This is a genomic window from Flavobacterium hercynium (assembly GCF_002217285.1).
GTDB classification, from domain to species: Bacteria; Bacteroidota; Bacteroidia; order Flavobacteriales; family Flavobacteriaceae; genus Flavobacterium; species Flavobacterium hercynium.
This window is the reverse complement of the sequence record NZ_MUGW01000052.1, coordinates 36,886-54,618: the sequence shown is the minus strand read 5'-3', so window position 1 is coordinate 54,618 and position 17,733 is coordinate 36,886. Positions and strand designations below refer to the sequence as shown.

The 17,733-nt window shown below is 34.9% G+C and carries 11 protein-coding genes, 3 tRNA genes and 1 pseudogene; 5 read left to right on the top strand and 10 right to left on the bottom strand.

Going from position 1 to position 17,733, the window contains the following annotated elements; translation table 11 throughout:
• From B0A66_RS19845 to proS, 8 genes and pseudogenes are all read right to left on the bottom strand, one after another.
• Positions 1-4,855 (bottom strand): annotated as a pseudogene (locus B0A66_RS19845) (hypothetical protein); the annotation flags it as partial.
• 404 nt (positions 4,856-5,259) lie between these two features.
• Positions 5,260-6,012: a hypothetical protein gene (locus tag B0A66_RS19840; RefSeq protein WP_089051603.1), complete on the bottom strand. Its 753-nt coding sequence runs from the start codon at positions 6,010-6,012 to the stop codon at positions 5,260-5,262.
• 163 nt (positions 6,013-6,175) lie between these two features.
• Entirely contained in the window at positions 6,176-6,574 is a 399-nt protein-coding gene (locus tag B0A66_RS19835) for a helix-turn-helix domain-containing protein (protein WP_089051602.1), read from the bottom strand.
• A 335-nt stretch (positions 6,575-6,909) separates the two neighbouring features.
• Positions 6,910-7,161, bottom strand: a complete 252-nt coding sequence (gene rpsT, locus B0A66_RS19830; protein ID WP_089051601.1) for a 30S ribosomal protein S20 — start codon at positions 7,159-7,161, stop codon at positions 6,910-6,912.
• Positions 7,162-7,320: 159 nt separating this feature from the next.
• Positions 7,321-7,392 (bottom strand) — tRNA-Glu (locus tag B0A66_RS19825).
• A 44-nt stretch (positions 7,393-7,436) separates the two neighbouring features.
• Positions 7,437-7,508: transfer RNA gene (locus B0A66_RS19820), tRNA-Glu, on the bottom strand.
• 44 nt (positions 7,509-7,552) lie between these two features.
• Positions 7,553-7,624: transfer RNA gene (locus B0A66_RS19815), tRNA-Glu, on the bottom strand.
• Between the two features lie 80 nt (positions 7,625-7,704).
• A complete protein-coding gene (gene proS / locus B0A66_RS19810) occupies positions 7,705-9,183 on the bottom strand; it encodes a proline--tRNA ligase (protein ID WP_089051600.1) in 1,479 nt (492 codons plus the stop codon).
• A 102-nt stretch (positions 9,184-9,285) separates the two neighbouring features.
• Between proS and B0A66_RS19805 the strand changes: the two genes are divergently transcribed.
• The 5 genes from B0A66_RS19805 (at position 9,286) to B0A66_RS19780 (ending at position 15,015) form a co-directional block, all read left to right on the top strand.
• A complete protein-coding gene (locus B0A66_RS19805; protein WP_089051599.1) occupies positions 9,286-10,395 on the top strand; it encodes a hypothetical protein in 1,110 nt (369 codons plus the stop codon).
• A gap of 46 nt (positions 10,396-10,441) precedes the next feature.
• Positions 10,442-11,947 carry an OmpP1/FadL family transporter gene (locus B0A66_RS19800; protein ID WP_089051598.1) on the top strand — a complete coding sequence of 502 codons (1,506 nt, stop codon included), beginning with the start codon at positions 10,442-10,444 and terminating at the stop codon, positions 11,945-11,947.
• Between the two features lie 218 nt (positions 11,948-12,165).
• Positions 12,166-13,479, top strand: coding sequence for a 30S ribosomal protein S12 methylthiotransferase RimO (gene rimO / locus B0A66_RS19790; RefSeq protein ID WP_089051596.1), 1,314 nt, complete (start codon positions 12,166-12,168; stop codon positions 13,477-13,479).
• Between the two features lie 41 nt (positions 13,480-13,520).
• Entirely contained in the window at positions 13,521-14,075 is a 555-nt protein-coding gene (locus B0A66_RS19785; protein ID WP_089051595.1) for a hypothetical protein, read from the top strand.
• 34 nt (positions 14,076-14,109) lie between these two features.
• Positions 14,110-15,015, top strand: coding sequence for an N-acetylmuramoyl-L-alanine amidase (locus B0A66_RS19780; protein ID WP_089051594.1), 906 nt, complete (start codon positions 14,110-14,112; stop codon positions 15,013-15,015).
• A 233-nt stretch (positions 15,016-15,248) separates the two neighbouring features.
• Here the strand turns inward: B0A66_RS19780 and B0A66_RS19775 are convergent, their stop codons facing one another.
• Both B0A66_RS19775 and B0A66_RS19770 read right to left on the bottom strand, forming a co-directional pair.
• Entirely contained in the window at positions 15,249-16,325 is a 1,077-nt protein-coding gene (locus B0A66_RS19775; protein WP_089051593.1) for an outer membrane beta-barrel protein, read from the bottom strand.
• A gap of 242 nt (positions 16,326-16,567) precedes the next feature.
• Entirely contained in the window at positions 16,568-17,647 is a 1,080-nt protein-coding gene (locus tag B0A66_RS19770) for an outer membrane beta-barrel protein (protein ID WP_089051592.1), read from the bottom strand.
• Positions 17,648-17,733 lie beyond the last annotated feature (86 nt).

Genomic DNA, 17,733 nt, shown 5'->3' with positions numbered 1-17,733 from the left:
AAGGAGCTGTTCCGTTTGCTATAACTACTAAAGTCGCAGGACTTGTCGAACTATAACATAAATTTGAACTGTTCGATAAAGCTGCTGCCAATAAAACCGGCGACATAACCGTTACCTGAGCAGAAGCGCTTGAAGAACAAGCATTATTATCTCGTGTGAACACCGTATACACTCCCGCTCCAACATTGGTAAAAATACCCGAAGACTGGAAAGGTGCGATAACAGCAACTCCTGCAGCATCTCTTAATTCAAACTCATAAGGAGTCGTTCCGCCTGTTGCCGTAGCAGTAATGGTAGCTCCCTGAATACAAGTAGCCAGACTGGTTACCGAGGCACTTATCGTTAAAAGTGGCGGTGAACCTACTGTATGAGCTATGGGCTGAACACATGTTGAAGCTGAAGCATCATAACGCACTTGTATGTTATAATTTGTAGCCGATAATCCTGTAATAGTAACGGGTGAAACCATAGAATTAATCCAGGTAGTTCCATTATCTAATGAATAATCAAAACCATAAGATGGTTTAAAGTTTTCTGCCGTAATAGTTACTTCTCCATTACTTTGGCCAAAACAACTAACATCTTTAAAACCTGTCACTGACGCTTTAAAAGCTTTGTCCGTTGGAACAACAAAAGGAAAATCTTTTGTAGAAAGACAAGATTCCGGGATCTGACGAACCCAAATATCATCTATCGCTAAATCATTACCTGTAATAACCTGACTATTTGATAAAATAACAAAATCTAAAGTAGTATTATTCCCTGGGTTTAAAGTTAATACCTGACCATTTCCTAAGGTTGTGGAGTCATGCCACTGTCCATCTCTCGGAATAAGCGCTGTAGTTTTAGAAGCTCCAGGTATAGTAACTCCATTAGCATCCCGAAGCTCTATTGCTAATTGAGGAGATGGTAAATTATTATGTGGTGCTAATAAATTAAGCATATAAAGAGATACCTGAATATCCTGATTTGGTATAACATCTACAATTGTTTTTTTGTATAAAATACCTCCAATTGGCACTACACCTCCAACATTTACTGCTAAAAATCTACCATCAACGATTTGAGGTGTATTATTAATAACCGCTGTATTGTCTTTAGGCAAAACCCAATTAAAATTATTAGCATGATCTGGTAATAATGCTTTAGTTACTACATACTCACCATCATTTAATAGAATTGAGCCATTACAATCTATTACATTATCCTGTTTCTCCCAACAATAAGCAGGATGAATTCCTGGTGTTGTTGTATCATCTCCCCTTCCAAAGTCTTCTATTAATAAGTTACTATACGTAGATACACTCGTAACTTTATAATCCACAGTAACCATATGATTTCCGCTAGTTACATTCGTAAATACAGTATTTGTTATAGGTGTGTTTGGAATACCATCTAAATAAAATTCATAACTAAAATTAGCAGAACTATTATTGGTAACTGTTACCACAGTTGTTGCAGTACCATTACAATTAAACACTGGAGGATCAATTGTAATTATTGGGTCTGACGGTTTAGGATCTAAAATAACGCTATAAGGAATCGTATATTCACAACCTATTGCATCTTTTACTTTTAGAATGTATTGTCCGGGCAATACGTCTTTTTCTTTTGTTGGCTGCCATGTAATACCGTCGTCAAAACTATATTCATAAGGAGCAGTTCCTCCCTGCACATTATTAATTCTCAATTTACCGCCTTGTCCAGCCAATGTACATCCTGTTAAACCTGCCACACCTCCTGATGCAGAAATAGCAGAAGTTGGCCCTGTAATAACGATTTGGCTTTTATCTTCGCAATATTTTACAACAGGCGCCTGACCTGGTACTGGTGAATAAGATATACCATATTTAACCACTACGTCATACGTACCAGGATATAAATTAGAAAAAAGAGGTGTGTTTTGAAAAGTTACACCATTATCAACACTATAAGACATTGCATAACCATTTGCATTTGCAACCGTAACCCTAATTTCAGCAGCACCATTGTAGCAATTACTGTTTGTACTTGTAAGCGTGTAAACAGGTTTTGGATTATCTGTAACCGTAATTGATGTTTGAATTGCACAGTTATTAGAATCTAAAACCTCAATATCATAAACACCCGGAGCTGTAATATCAATTTCATCTGAGGTTTGAAAATTTGTCGAACCATTTATATAATAAAAATATGGTGCACTACCTCCCGTCGTTATTACTTTAATCTTTCCCTTATAATCGCAAGAAGTTAAAGGTTCAATTAATGCAGCATTAGCAATAAAAGGCTGATTCCAGTAACCCTGTATGTAAGCATATAAAGCAAAAAAACAACCATCATCTGTAGTGACTTCTATAGTATAATTTGCATTAGTAGGCAAATTAGTAAAATTATAGTTAGATTGACTTATAGGACCAACATTATCTATTTGGGTTCCTGTGGCATCGAGAAGCCTGTAATAATATTGAGATTGAGATCCGATTCCATTTGCGCCAACATGAATTTCTCCCGTGCCACCATAACATAATGGGTCTACTATAGTTCTGGTAGCAGTAAATATTGGCTGACTAATTAAAATATTAGAAATGGTAAAAATACAACTGTTTGCCGGCGCATTTACCTGTCTAATATAAGCTGTATATAAACCTGGAGTAGCTATATCAAAACTATTACTTGGCACATAATTTACACCATCAATACTGTACTCATAACTACCGGAAACACCTCCAATTGTAATATTTCCTGGTGTTGTACAAATAATATCTTTATGCGTTTCTGTCGGATTTAATAAGTTGGTATAAACATTAAAATAAAAGCGGCTAAAGCAACCTCCTGTATAATTTAATGTTAAACGATATTGTCCGGCAGTATTTGCAGTATAACTAGAACCACTGCCTACAGAATTCCAAGTACATGCCGGGTCTTCATTAGCACAATCCGGATTGGATGTTGCTGTACAACTCGCTGTATCCAGTCTTTCCCAAACGATACTAGTAGTACCTGAAATATTGATATTAATATTTCTTGAAACATTAGCACCACATAAGATAATATGCGGTAATTCTTTTCCATCATTAAGACATACTGCATGATCATCTTCAAATGGAGAAACTGGATTAGTACTCACATTTCCAGGATCTGTGACTACAAAAGATTGCGTAATAGAAGTACAAGTTGCACTTACATTACGAACATAATATGTTCCTGAATTTGTTACATTGAGTGTTTGTCCGGTCCCTATTTGATTCGTAAGCGCCGCATCGCTATACCAGGTATAACTGTTATAACCACTACCGGCTGTTAAATCGATACTAGTACCACATAAGGTAACGTTTTGAATAAATTGGCAATTAGAAATATCGGCTACAAAATTAGTAGGCTGAGGTGTTAAAACACATGCAACATTAGAATTAATACTTGGATCATCTGTAATTATACTAGAACTTACAATCCCTCTGTAGGTTGCATACGCTGAATTGTCAATACTATCAGAACAAGCATTTACATAAGAATTACAATCAGGATCAACCTGAATTTGAAGTTTTATTACAGTCTGATTTAGAGAGTTCTTACGAACCAGCGCATCATCAATTGCAAAAGTAATTTCTTTAGTTGCAACATTATAACTTTGTACCGTTACACCACTAGGTAAAGTCCCTAAACCAGCAGGATAATCAAATATAACATTATCCGGTAAAACATCTCTAATCGTGAATGAAGTTGCATCATCAGAACCTGTATTTTGAAAACCAATTTCATATGTCAAATAATCACCTAATGCTACTGTCTGACCACCAACATCTGTACCAGCAGTATTTTTAACAACTTTTGTAAGTGCAATATTAGGCTCAATAACATCTATAGCAAGAGCGCTAAAATAATAATAGTAAACATCTCCGGAGCTTCCCAAAGTAATATTAGCTGAAGTAGCATTGTTACGTATAACCCTATTTTGAGGATTATTAACATTTAAAACACCCGCATCATAAGAAATCGTATTGGTGCTTGGTGGAACACGATCCATAAAGTTCTCTGTTATACCAGTTACCGGATCTACATGGGTTATCGTACTATTAAAAAAGTTTGCCACTGGTCGTATAGGCTGATTGGCACCATTAGTAACTGAAATCCTTGAATTATTAATACTTAAGAAATCTCCTGCAATGTTTCGATCACCCTCTAAAGCAGTAAAAGCAAATTTTGCACGAACTGGTCCTGACGGAACCGTAGTAAAACCGGAAACAGGTATGTTTAAATTTCCATTTGATATTTTACTAAATCCATCAAATGAAGTAATAAATTTTGAAGGAAGTGTAGGGTCTTCATAAACAACAAAAAGTGACCACCCTGCGGCAGCGCCATATCCAGTATTTGCCTTAACGTTTGCGACTGTATACTCACCCTGAGCATCAGCCTGATTACTAACGATATTTGTTACGTCAGCGTAACAAGCATATGCAAAATTATCATATATGATGCTACCAACTACGTCAACATAACCACCTGTTGGCAATTTAAATTTCACCTGCTCAATAATACTTGCATTACGTTCAAGTGCCCCCCAATACAAACCTGCATATACTATTTTGTAACAATTAGCTTTTGGAATTTTCAAAGTAGCACTACTGGAATTCACTGTAGTATTGTCACTATCCACATCGATATTAACCATGTTAATGGAATTATTATCTGAAGTACCATTATAAGGCCTTGTTTTATGTTGGCCCACAATATTATTACCAATAATCAACATATCCCCTTTTAGTCCCCTATCAAATCTTTTAGTAAATGGTACATAATTCTGGGCTACCATAAAATAACTTTGAAAGAACATCAAAGCAAATACAATCCATCTTAATTGAGTAGTCTTTTTCATAAGCGTTTCTAGTGTTTCACTTACTATTCTATTTTTAAACACTTTCAAAACAAAATAATAAGCTGTATCTTTTTTTGTTATCTTCAACTTCCATCTAAAAACAGGGGACTTTTGTCGTTCTGATAACAATAAGTTTTTTACATTCTATACTCCACAAATTTAAATCGCTGTCTAGTTTTAAAAACTTTAAATACTACCAGATTAAGACATATTTTACATAGACCGGAGATCTATTTTTTTTTAAAAAAAATTGCATAAACTCAAATAAGAAAAAATGAAATTTCATCGTACAATTAAGGGAGAAAGCTATTTTACTAGTATAAAAAAATAGCCCTGACAATAAATTGTCAGGGCTATTTTGAATTATGAATAAAACTAAAAAATTATTTAAGAAACTTTGAGCTTTATACTTTCTGCTGATATATTATTTCCCAAAATGGTTCAAATTCTACATCATTAAAATCGATCGAGTGTAAATCTTGTTCTTTGTAAATACCGGCGCTAAAAGTATCCTGAATTCCATTACAAAAAATCCATTTTCCATTTTTTTCGGGTACGCCCCACCTTCTACTTTTTACAACTGTAGCTTTTATATTTGCTTTCTTTGAAAGTTCAGCTAAAACAGATCTTGCATCAATCTTTAAACTCTTCGCAACTGCAACAACGATAAAACAACCAAATTGAACATTTCGTTTAGTATCAAAATCTCTCTGGTTCGCTATCGAAATAAAAATATCTGGTGCTATTTGTCGTTTTTCGCAAATTGTCCGACTTGGAGTCCAAAGCTCAAAATGTTCAAAATATTCTTCACTACCATTTTCAATTGTCCATTTATCATGTGATTTATCGTCCCATTTTAAATGTCCTAATTTCATTTCAGAAAGGTAAATAAATTGTTCGCCGTCTTTTTTAGTCAGTCTGTTTTCAGCTTTAAACTTGTTAACGTAGATTCCTGTTTCTTTAAGAGTATCAACTGGAGTAAGAAGTGTTTCGAAATAAGGTTTGAAAATGGTATACCAATTTGATTTTAACCAGGGAGATTTATTTTCGTCTGTATCTCCAAATAATAAATAAAAATCATAAGCACGATTTTCAGAATCCACATCGGCTTTAATAAACTTGTCAAAAAGATTGATTGCTTTATCAAATAACTTCATACGTACAATATCAATTGAAAAAAAGTTGTACCTGTTAGTACCTAAAGTTCAAAGATAACAATAACGAATAAAAAAAATTAAGGCAGATATATTTACTAGAAATGAGTTGTCCCGAAAAAGGTTGACTCCATTAGTATTATAAAATTAATTATTTTGATATAATTTACTTGATTAATTTTTCAACTCTTAGCATCATTTCTTCTTTATCTTTTAGCATTCGCTCGTATAATGCTATTTTCTCTTCATGAAGCGAAACCAATTTATCGATTGGATTAAAGCTAATCGTCCCATAATTAAATGCAACGGCATGTTCTCCAAAAGTATTTGCAATAACATTTATTGCTTGTTCCTCACTAAAATTTTGAAATGCTTCAACTGGAATTCTTAATGAACTTGATATTTGTTTAAGTAAATTATCTTCAATTACATCTTTTTGTTCCAGCATAGAAATTTTCTTCTGATTCCATTCTTCGCCAAGATCAAAAGCCAATGATTCTTGTTTGATGCCAAGCATTTCTCTAAAACGTTTTACGTTTCTTCCCTGATGTATTTTCTGTTCCATAATGATTGTCAATTTTCTGAAGACTCAAAGATAAAGCCATTCTAATTAAAATAGTCTGAGTTTCAAAGATAAAAAAAGATCCTGTACAAAATTGTTTTATCAGGTGTTATGAAGGTATTTTATTTAAATTATTCTCTTTAAATAATGCTGTTTCAATACTGAATACTAAACGTTTTTAGTTCTAAATTTATTAAAATATTAATTTTTTTCTAACTCATCTTATACCTAACAGGTTTAGGAGAACTGTTAGAAAATCACGCAATTCACAATCTCTGTAAAAACAAAAAAGTCCTCTAAAAGAGGACTTTCTATATTTTTTAGGAAATTGTAATTAATTACAATTTAGCAACATGTTTAGTTAATTTAGACTTCAAGTTTGAAGCTTTATTATCATGAATGATGTTCTTTTTAGCTAATTTATCAATCATAGAAATTACAGTTGATAATTTTGCAGTAGCATCAGATTTGTCAGTAGCTATTCTTAATGCTTTAATAGCATTACGAGTAGTTTTGTGTTGGTATCTGTTAAGAACTCTTCTTTTTTCGTTACTTCTGATTCTTTTTAATGCTGACTTATGATTTGCCATTTTCTTTTAATTTTAGATGTAATAATAATTATAAATACTAGTTAAAAAAGAAAAACCTCCCACAATTGCAAAAAAAACAATCACTTTGGTTTTAACTAATAAAATAAAAATCGAGACACCAACCTTTATTTTACAAAACTTATTCACAACTAATTTTAGTAGTCTGTAAGGGAATCGAACCCCTGTTACCAGGACGAAAGCCTGGAGTCCTAACCCCTAGACGAACAGACCAGCTTTCTTCTAAGTTTCTTCAATTTTAATAAATTGAAATTTTGTAGTCCGTGGGGGAATCGAACCCCCCTTACCAGGATGAAAACCTGGCGTCCTAACCGATAGACGAACGGACCATAATTTTATTAAGTGTAAGAACTCAACATGCAAAGAAAAAAAGTAGTCCGTGGGGGAATCGAACCCCCCTTACCAGGATGAAAACCTGGCGTCCTAACCGATAGACGAACGGACCGTGTGTTTCTCTAATGCGGATGCAAAGATACATCTATTTTTAAGATGTACAACACCTAATGCAAAAAAAAATATATTTTTTTAATATGCCTTAGCAAACAACACTCTTTTTGAAGAAGGATTCCCAGTAAATACACAGGTTCCCGCCTCTTCTACACTGTCCAAAGGAATACAACGAATTGTTGCTTTTGTCAGGTCTTTTATCTTTTCTTCAGTAGCTGCCGTACCATCCCAATGAGCCGATACAAAACCACCTTTTCCATCTAAAATTTCCTTAAACTCCTCAAAATTATTTACTTCCGTAATATGTGTATTACGATAGTCTAAAGCTTTGTTAAACAAATCCGATTGAATCTGCTCTAACAAGTCATTTATATAGTTTACGATTCCATCAGCTGCAACTACCTCTTTTGTCAAAGTATCACGTCTTGCTACTTCAAAAGTTCCGTTTTCAAGATCTTTTGGTCCAACAGCAATTCTAACAGGCACACCCTTTAATTCCCATTCAGCAAATTTGAATCCTGGTTTTTGAGTTGTTCTGTTATCATATTTAACTGAAATTCTTAATTTTTTGAATTTAGCAATCAAGTCATTAACAGCTGCTGTAATTTGCTCTAATTGCTCATCTGTTTTATGAATCGGCACAATAACCACTTGTATAGGTGCTAAGTTAGGGGGCAATACCAATCCCTGGTCATCAGAGTGTGTCATAACCAAAGCCCCCATCAGACGAGTTGAAACTCCCCATGATGTTCCCCAAACATGCTCTTGTTTTCCTTCTGCATTAGCAAACTTCACATCAAATGCTTTTGCGAAGTTTTGTCCTAAAAAGTGTGATGTTCCAGCTTGCAATGCCTTACCATCCTGCATTAATGCTTCAATACAATATGTTTCATCAGCTCCGGCAAAACGTTCTGTTTCGGTTTTTATTCCTTTTACAACCGGAATCGCCATGAAATCCTGAACGAAATCCGCATAAACGTTCATCATCTTTTCAGACTCTTCTATTGCTTCTGCTTTTGTAGCATGAGCGGTATGCCCTTCCTGCCATAAAAACTCTGCAGTTCTTAAGAACAAACGAGTACGCATTTCCCAACGCACTACATTAGCCCATTGATTAATAAGCAAAGGCAAATCTCTGTATGATTGTACCCATCCTTTATAAGTAGACCAAATTATAGCTTCACTAGTCGGGCGAACAATAAGTTCTTCTTCTAACTTAGCATTAGGATCTACCATTAATTTTCCGGGTTTATCCGGATCATTTTTTAATCTATAATGTGTTACAATGGCACATTCTTTTGCAAATCCTTCTGCATTTTTCTCCTCAGCTTCAAACATGCTCTTAGGTACAAACAAAGGAAAGTAAGCATTTTGATGTCCCGTTTCTTTGAACATTCTGTCTAACTCTGCTTGCATTTTTTCCCAAATAGCATATCCGTATGGCTTAATAACCATACATCCTCTAACCCCTGAATTTTCAGCCAGATCAGCCTTTACAACCAGTTCGTTATACCATTTAGAATAATCTTCTGATCTCGTAGTAAGGTTCTTACTCATATTATATAATTTGGCACAAATTTTGTTTAAAATAATTTTAACTAAAAGTTAGCACAAAACTAACTATTTTTGTAATGTGTAACAATAAAAAACACCACAGATATGAAAACTTCTAATTCTCTTCGCCGAAACTCAAGTTATCTATACGTAATTGGATTACTAAGTTTTCTGGCAACATCGTGTGGTTCTTACCAAAACACCTCTTATCATGATAATGACGGTATTTATGGTAGCAGACCTAATAACAACAACTATGCACAGACCAATACGGCTGCTAATAATCAATACAAAGATTACTTCAAATCTTTGCAGGAGGACGAACAACCCAATGAAATTTTTACTGACGTAGACAGCTATGGCAGCTATTCAGACGACAGCACTCAAACCAACACAAATTCTTACCCTGCCTGGGGAAGCGGTAATACCGATGTAGCTATAAATGTTTATCCAAACAATTCATGGTCTTGGGGATTAGGCATGGGCTATCCTTACTACGGATGGGGTTATGGCGGAGGCTGGGGTTACGGTGGTGGCTGGGGTTACGGTGGTGGCTGGGGCTTTGGCGGAGGCTGGGGCTACGGTGGAGGCTGGGGCTACGGCGGCGGATACTGGGGCTATCCTGGATACGCATGGGGTTACCCTGGATATTGGGGTGGCGGCTATGGTTACGGATGGGGCAATTCCGGATATTACGGACGCAACAACTATGCTTACAGTAGCGGAAGAAGAGGTTCTGCCGGCTATTATGACGGAAGAAACTATTCTTCAAACAGATCCTATTCTACAAACAGAAACTATTCTGGCAGAAACTTCACCAATAGAAACAGCTCTAACACTTATACAACTAACAGAGGCAGCTACACCACGAACAGACAAAGCAGTGGAACAGACTTTAGAAGAGGATCATCTACAACTGACAGATCTTACTCAAGTCCTACTTTTACTAATAGAAGAAGTTCAACGCAAAGTCAAGGTACTCAAAGACAATATCAAAACAATAATAGCAGCTACGATTATTCTAACAGAAGATCATCATCCAACAGCAGCAGTAACACCACAAACAGAAGCTACAATAACAGCAGTAACAATGCTCCTTCGAGATCGTACTCTCCTAGTCCATCACGTTCTATGAATAGTGGCGGCGGAAGCATGAGATCATCTGGCGGCGGTGGCGGTGGAGGAAGATCATCTGGCGGTGGAGGAAGAAGATAATTCTTACTCTCCTTAATCACACGAAATTATTTAAAATTAAAACTAAATGAAAAAAGTATTATTCCTTCTTATAACAGGATTAACTTTCAGCGCCTCATACTCTCAAGATGTTTCAGATGCTGTACGTTATGCGCAAGACAACTTAACCGGAACTGCAAGATTCAGAGCTATGGGTGGTGCATTTGGAGCTATTGGAGGCGATTTATCTTCACTATCAGTAAATCCTGCAGGATCTGCAGTGTTCTTAAACAATCAAGCGGGTCTTACCTTAAGCAATCAGAATATCAAAAACAACTCTAATTATTTTGGAACTCCGGCTTCTGATAAAGAAAATTCTTTTTCACTAAATCAGGCTGGTGCTGTATTTGTATTTCATGACAATAATCCAAGTAATAATTGGAAAAAAATTGCACTTGGAGTTACCTACGAGCAGACCAATAATTTTGACAATAGTTTTCGTGCATTCGGAACAAACCCGAACAATTCTATAGATCAATATTTTCTTTCTTACGCAAATGGAATTCCGTTAAATGTTATCGACGACAATAACTTCTCTAACTTAAATTACAGAGAACAACAAGCTTACTTAGGTTATTGGGGACACGTAATTGATCCTCTAGAGGGAACTGACGCTAACAATACGCAATACACAAGCGCCGTACCTGCAAATGGAAATTATTATCACGAAAGCGATGTATACACAAGAGGATACAATAGTAAAGCAAGTTTTAACCTTGCAACATCATATAAAGACAGACTTTATATAGGAGCAAATTTAAACGTTCATATTACTGATTATAGAAGAACAAGCAGTTTTTACGAAGACAATGATAATCCACTTGAAACCAGAGAAACTATATCAAGTCTACGTTTTAACAACGAATTATACACGTATGGAAATGGGTTTTCATTTCAAGTTGGAGCTATTGCAAAAGTTACAGAATCATTCCGCTTAGGTTTCGCTTACGAATCTAATACCTGGTACGAGTTATTTGATGAAGTTACACAATCTTTAGCGACAAGCAGACAAGCAGACGGAGGTTCAGTAATAAATGAATCTGTTAATCCTAAAATTGTAAATGTATACGATTCGTATAAGTTACAAACTCCCGGAAAAACAACTTTTAGTGCTGCTTACGTATTTGGAAAATCAGGTTTAATTAGTGTTGATTATGCTATTAAAGATTACTCTAATACAAAATACAAGCCAACAAATGATCCGGGCTTGCAAGGCGTAAACAACGATCTTAGCAAGCAATTAACAAGCAACGGAGAATTGAGAGTAGGTGCTGAATATAAAATTAAACAATTAAGCCTTCGCGGTGGTTACCGATTTGAAGGAAGTCCTTATAAAAACGGAACAACAATTGGAGATTTAACCAGCTATTCAGGAGGTTTAGGATATAACTTTGGAGGAACTAAAGTAGATTTAGCTTATTCTTATTTAGAAAGAAAATCGAATCCGGCATTCTTTTCAACAGGACTTACTGATGGCGCCAATTTCTCATCGAAACTTAACAATATTTCTTTGACTTTATTATTTGAATTGTAATTAGAAAATAAATAGATAATTTAATTTCCGTCAGGGTATTGCCTTGACGGTTTTTTTTTAACCCATCCAAACGGCATTCTTTCTGCGTATTCCATAAAAACAACTGCAAAGAACGAAGATAAATAGCAAATCTAGCGCTAGAAAAAACAACAAAAGAAACCGAAACAAGTGGTGTTTGGATAAAAAAAGTGTAATTTTGCACTCCAATTTATAAAAGTATGAGAACCAAGTCTTTAAAAAAGAACAAAATTAACGTAATCACTCTTGGGTGTTCGAAAAATGTATATGACAGTGAAGTGTTGATGGGACAGCTTCGTGCAAACGGAAAAGATGTAGCACATGAAGCACCTGCAGCCGAAGAAGGAAACATTATTGTAATAAACACTTGTGGTTTTATTGACAATGCCAAGGCAGAATCAGTAAACATGATTTTGGAATATGCTGATAAAAAAGACAAAGGTTTAGTTGATAAGGTTTTTGTGACAGGATGTCTTTCTGAACGTTACAGACCTGATTTAGAAAAAGAAATTCCTAATGTAGATCAATATTTTGGTACTACAGAATTACCTCAGCTATTAAAAGCTTTAGGAGCAGATTATAAACACGAATTATTAGGAGAACGTTTAACTACAACTCCTAAAAACTACGCTTATCTTAAAATTGCAGAAGGCTGCGACAGACCTTGCAGTTTTTGTGCTATTCCGATTATGCGTGGTAAACACGTTTCGCAATCAATCGAAAAACTGGTTAAAGAAGCAGAAGGTTTGGCTAAAAACGGCGTAAAAGAATTGATCTTAATTGCTCAGGACTTAACGTATTATGGTCTTGACATTTACAAAAAGAGAAATCTTGCAGAACTTTTAGAAGCGTTAGTAAAAGTAGAAGGTATCGAATGGATTCGTTTGCATTACGCCTTCCCTACCGGTTTCCCAATGGATGTTTTGGAAATCATGAAACGTGAACCTAAAATTTGTAATTACATTGATATTCCGTTACAGCATATTTCTGATTCTATCTTAAAATCAATGCGTCGTGGTACTACTCAGGCTAAGACAACACAATTATTAAAAGATTTTCGCGCTGCTGTTCCGGGAATGGCAATCAGAACAACTTTGATCGTTGGATATCCTGGTGAAACGCAAGAAGATTTCGAAATCTTAAAAGATTTTGTTCAGGAAATGAAGTTTGACAGAATGGGTTGTTTTGCGTATTCTCATGAAGAAAACACACATGCGTACTTATTAGAAGACGATGTTCCGGACGATGTAAAACAAGCGAGAGCTAATGAAATAATGGAATTGCAATCGCAAATTTCATGGGACTTGAATCAGGAAAAAATTGGTCAGGTTTACAAATGTATTATCGACAGAAAAGAAGGTGCTCATTTTGTGGGCAGAACTGAATTTGACAGCCCGGATGTTGACAACGAAGTTTTGATTGATGCTTCTAAGCATTATGTAAAAACAGGAGAGTTTGTTAACATTAAAATAATTGAGGCGACAGAATTTGATTTATACGGAGAACCTGCTTAAATTTACCGCATCCAATTGCTAATTTTAGACAAAAACATTTTATGAAATCTATTCAATCTATAATACTTTTAGTTTTCGGTTTGTTATGCTATACATCTGTTTCTGCTCAATACGGAAATGGATATAATAATGGCTATGGTGGCGGCAGTGGCTACGGAAACGGACGCGGAATGGGCGGAATGGGAACTGCTGGAATGGACAGAAGTCTTATGCAGGCACAACAAACGAACCCAAAGAAACAAAAAGAAACTCCTGCAGAAGAAATAGCAGCTCAGCTTGTGGAACAAATGAAACCCGAGGTAAAACTGGATGAATTGCAAGCTATTGCGATAACAAATGTTTTAGCAGACAGCATGAAAGAGCAAGGGGTTCTTCTTAAAAACGAAAGCAGCAGCCAGGAAAAGAAAATTGAGCAGATTAATGCTTTAAGAGAAGTTACCAATAAAAAAATAACGGCTTTTTTGAATCCGGATCAGGTAGAAAAATATACCAATTTCATGGATAATCTTAAAGATGATAAAAAATCGAAGTCTAAAAAGAAGAAAAAATCTAAAGAAAGCAAAGAGGATACCGAAGCAATAAAAGAGAAAGAATAGTCGTTTCAATATAACAATCACAACGTAATTCAATATGATTCAAAAAAATCTTTGTTATCTGATTCTGGCGATTATTATTACTTCCTGCTCTACAAATCCTTATAAAAATACGGAGAAAAAGTACGATCAGACACTTAAAACATTAGAAAGTCAAATTACCAATAAAGACTCTCAGGCGTTACCTCCTGTTAGTCCACTTGTTATTGATACTACTTATGCAAAACAATTGGGTATTGCGAGAGATTCTTTGTCAAAAACAGGATCTACTGCTCTATTAAATGGTATAAGCACAGAATGGATTGGAACTGTGAATTTTAATTTGAGAAAACCGAGTTTTGTTATTATTCATCACACGGCGCAAGATTCTCTTCAGCAGACTATAAGTACTTTTACAAAAACAAAAACGCAAGTTAGTGCTCATTATATAATTTCTGAAAATGGGAAAGTTGTTCAAATGCTGAATGACTATTTAAGAGCGTGGCATGCGGGCAATTCAACCTGGGGGAAAAACATGGATTTGAATTCAAGCTCAATTGGTATTGAACTGGACAACAACGGTTTTAAACCCTTTACTGAAGCACAGATTGGAAGTTTAATCGCTTTATTAACGAAATTGAAGAAAGATTACAACATTCCGACTCAAAATTTCATAGGACATGCTGATATTGCTCCAGGCAGAAAACAAGATCCAAGCGCTTTCTTTCCCTGGAAAACTTTAGCTGAAAAAGGATTTGGAATTTGGCCGGATGAAGTTTTAGAACCCGCTCCATTTGATTTTAAAATCGAAAATGCCTTAAGAATTATTGGTTACAACACCAAAAATCTAACAGCAGCCATAGTAGCATTTAAATTACATTATATTCAAACCGATGTAACAAAAACTTTAGACCGAAAAACAATAGACACCATTTATTCTATTTATAAAAAACAAGTTCAATAAATCATAAATGGGATAAAAAATATAAACGCGTTTCTAAGAAGCGCGTTTTTTTATGCACTACTCCTACTATTTTATCTCGGATTTAACATTGGGGTATCCGAAAGAAAATCAGACTAATTTTGAAAATTTTTAAGATTAATTAGCAGCCCAAATTAAAACAAAAAAGAACTGCTAAAATATCACTATCCTAGCAGCTCAACTAAATAAACAAATAAAAAACAACCTTTTTTCCTCTAGAAAGAGTATGTCGTAGCAAGAAGGGCAAAAAACATTCCTCCGGTTGCTAGTGTATTATTATCTACATAAATTTTTTCTGATGCAATATCATATTTACACTCAGGAATTATGGTCAACTTACCTACTTTGTAGTTTAAAGAAACCGTATTAGCAAACACATTTGCTCCAGATAAATTTCCAATAGTTGCAGCAGCTTTTTTTGCTCCAAAATATTCCATTCGGTATGCTAAAATCAATGATTCTCTAAAAGAATAATTAGCATAGCCTACTAATGAATACCATTCCCCGCCTAATTCTTTATCCATTTCATTAGTAGTCTTTGCATATACTCCATTAAATCCTAAAGAAAATGAATCTGTAATTTCTCTGGATGCAACCAAATCAAATTCTGTTTTTCTCTCGTTAGGCAAAGGTATTTCACTTCCAGGAGAAGGATTAGCAGTTCCGGTTGTAAAATTAAGATAAACACTTCCTTTATCTGCCACATAACCTAATTGACCTATATATGTTTTTTTCTTAGAACCTGAATCCAGTGCTGAATTAAAATCAGTTGGATTTGTAATTCCTGCCATTGCCGTAAACTGACCTGACGTATATTGCGCTTTTACTCCTGTATTAAAAAATGGTCCACATGAAAAGGCGTACGACATACTATAATTCTTATTATCTACCGCATCTAACACTTCGTACCCGATATGAGTTCCAAAACTACCTGCTACTACTTTAAACTTATCCGTAATATCGTAAGTAAAGGTTAATTGTTTTACTATAAATTTTGTATCTTTTTCATTATAAGAAAACTGTTCTGCTCTTGTTCCAAAACCCAAATCAACAAAAACGGATGCTTTTCCAAGCGAATGACCTGCATTAATAGAAGCCATTCCTATTTCAAATGAATCCTGTGTATTGGTAAAACTCGATAATCCATTATCTTGTTTCGAAAAATCATATTTGTAATACGCATCTGCAGAACCGCCGAATGTAATTCCGGAAAAAATTGGTGTTTCGGTATCTTGTGCAAATGCAAAAGAGCTTGCTAAAATTGCAATTAAAACATGTAATTGTTTTTTCATAAATTAGGAATTTTAATAATTATTAAGCACAAGTCAATATCCTAAAAATGACTTATAACTAAAGTAGATTTTTAACATCGTATAAATCTCTACTTATTTACAAGACAAAGTAACACATTATCAAAATCTTAATAATTCTAAAAAATACCAGATTAGGACATTTTTCACAGCAATAAAAAAGCTGCCAAAACATTAGTATGTTTTGACAGCTCCAAAAAAAAAAAAAATATCAGTCTTTATCTCTAAAAAGAGTATGTTGTCGCTAATAGTGCAAAAAATGATCCTCCTGTTGGTAAAGCATCTTTATCCAGAAAAATATCTTCTGATGCAGCATCGTATTTTAACTCCGGAATTATAGTTAGTTTTCCAACTTTATAATTCAATGAAACCGTGTTCGCAAAAATACTCGCACCACTTAAAGTTCCTAAACTTGGAGCCGCTTTTTTGGCATCGAAATATTCCATTCTGTAATGCAAACTCAATGATTCTTTAAAAGAATAAGCTGCATAACCAACTAATGCAAACCAGTCTCCATCGAGTTCTTTATCAAAATCGTGTTTTGTCGAGGCATAGGTACCATTAAAACCAAGAGAAAATGCATCTGTTATTGTTTTCGATGCCACAAAATCAATTTGTGTTTTATTTTCATCTGATACTGCAATTGAAGTTCCCGGAATAGGATTAGTACTTCCAGTTGTAAAATTCAGATAGGCACTCCCTGTGTCTGCGATATAACCCAATTGCGCGATGTATGTTTTTTGCGCTGAGCCCGAATCCATTGCTGATTTAAAATCAGTAGGATTTGTAATCCCTGCCATCGCAGTAAACTTACCGGATGTATATTGCGCCTTTACTCCTGTATTAAAAAATGGCCCACATGTAAAAGCATACGACATGCTGTAATTTTTATTGTCTACGGCATCTAACAGCTCATATCCAAAATGAGTTCCAAAACTCCCCGCTACGACTTTAAACTTATCTGTCATTTCATAAGTAAAAAACAATTGTTTAATTATGAATTTTGTATTCTCTTCATTATATGAAAATTCTTCTGCTCTCTTCCCAAATCCTAAATCAACAAAAACAGAAGCTTTTCCGAATTGGTGTCCGGCTTCGATTGAAGCCATCCCCAACTCAAAAGAATCCTGAGAGTTGGTAAAGCTCGTCAGACCATTCATTTGTTTTGAAAAATCATATTTATAATATGCATCTGCAGAACCACCAAAAGTGGTTACAGGAGAGGCGGGGGCTTCAGTATCGTCTTGTGCAAACGCAAATGAACTGGTCAACATTGCGGCTAAAACATGGACTACTTTCTTCATGTGTTAATTGGTTTTTTAGTTAATTAATTGATTCTGGTTAGTTAATCGTTATATATCTATTTAAAATATAATGCACTGCTAAAACC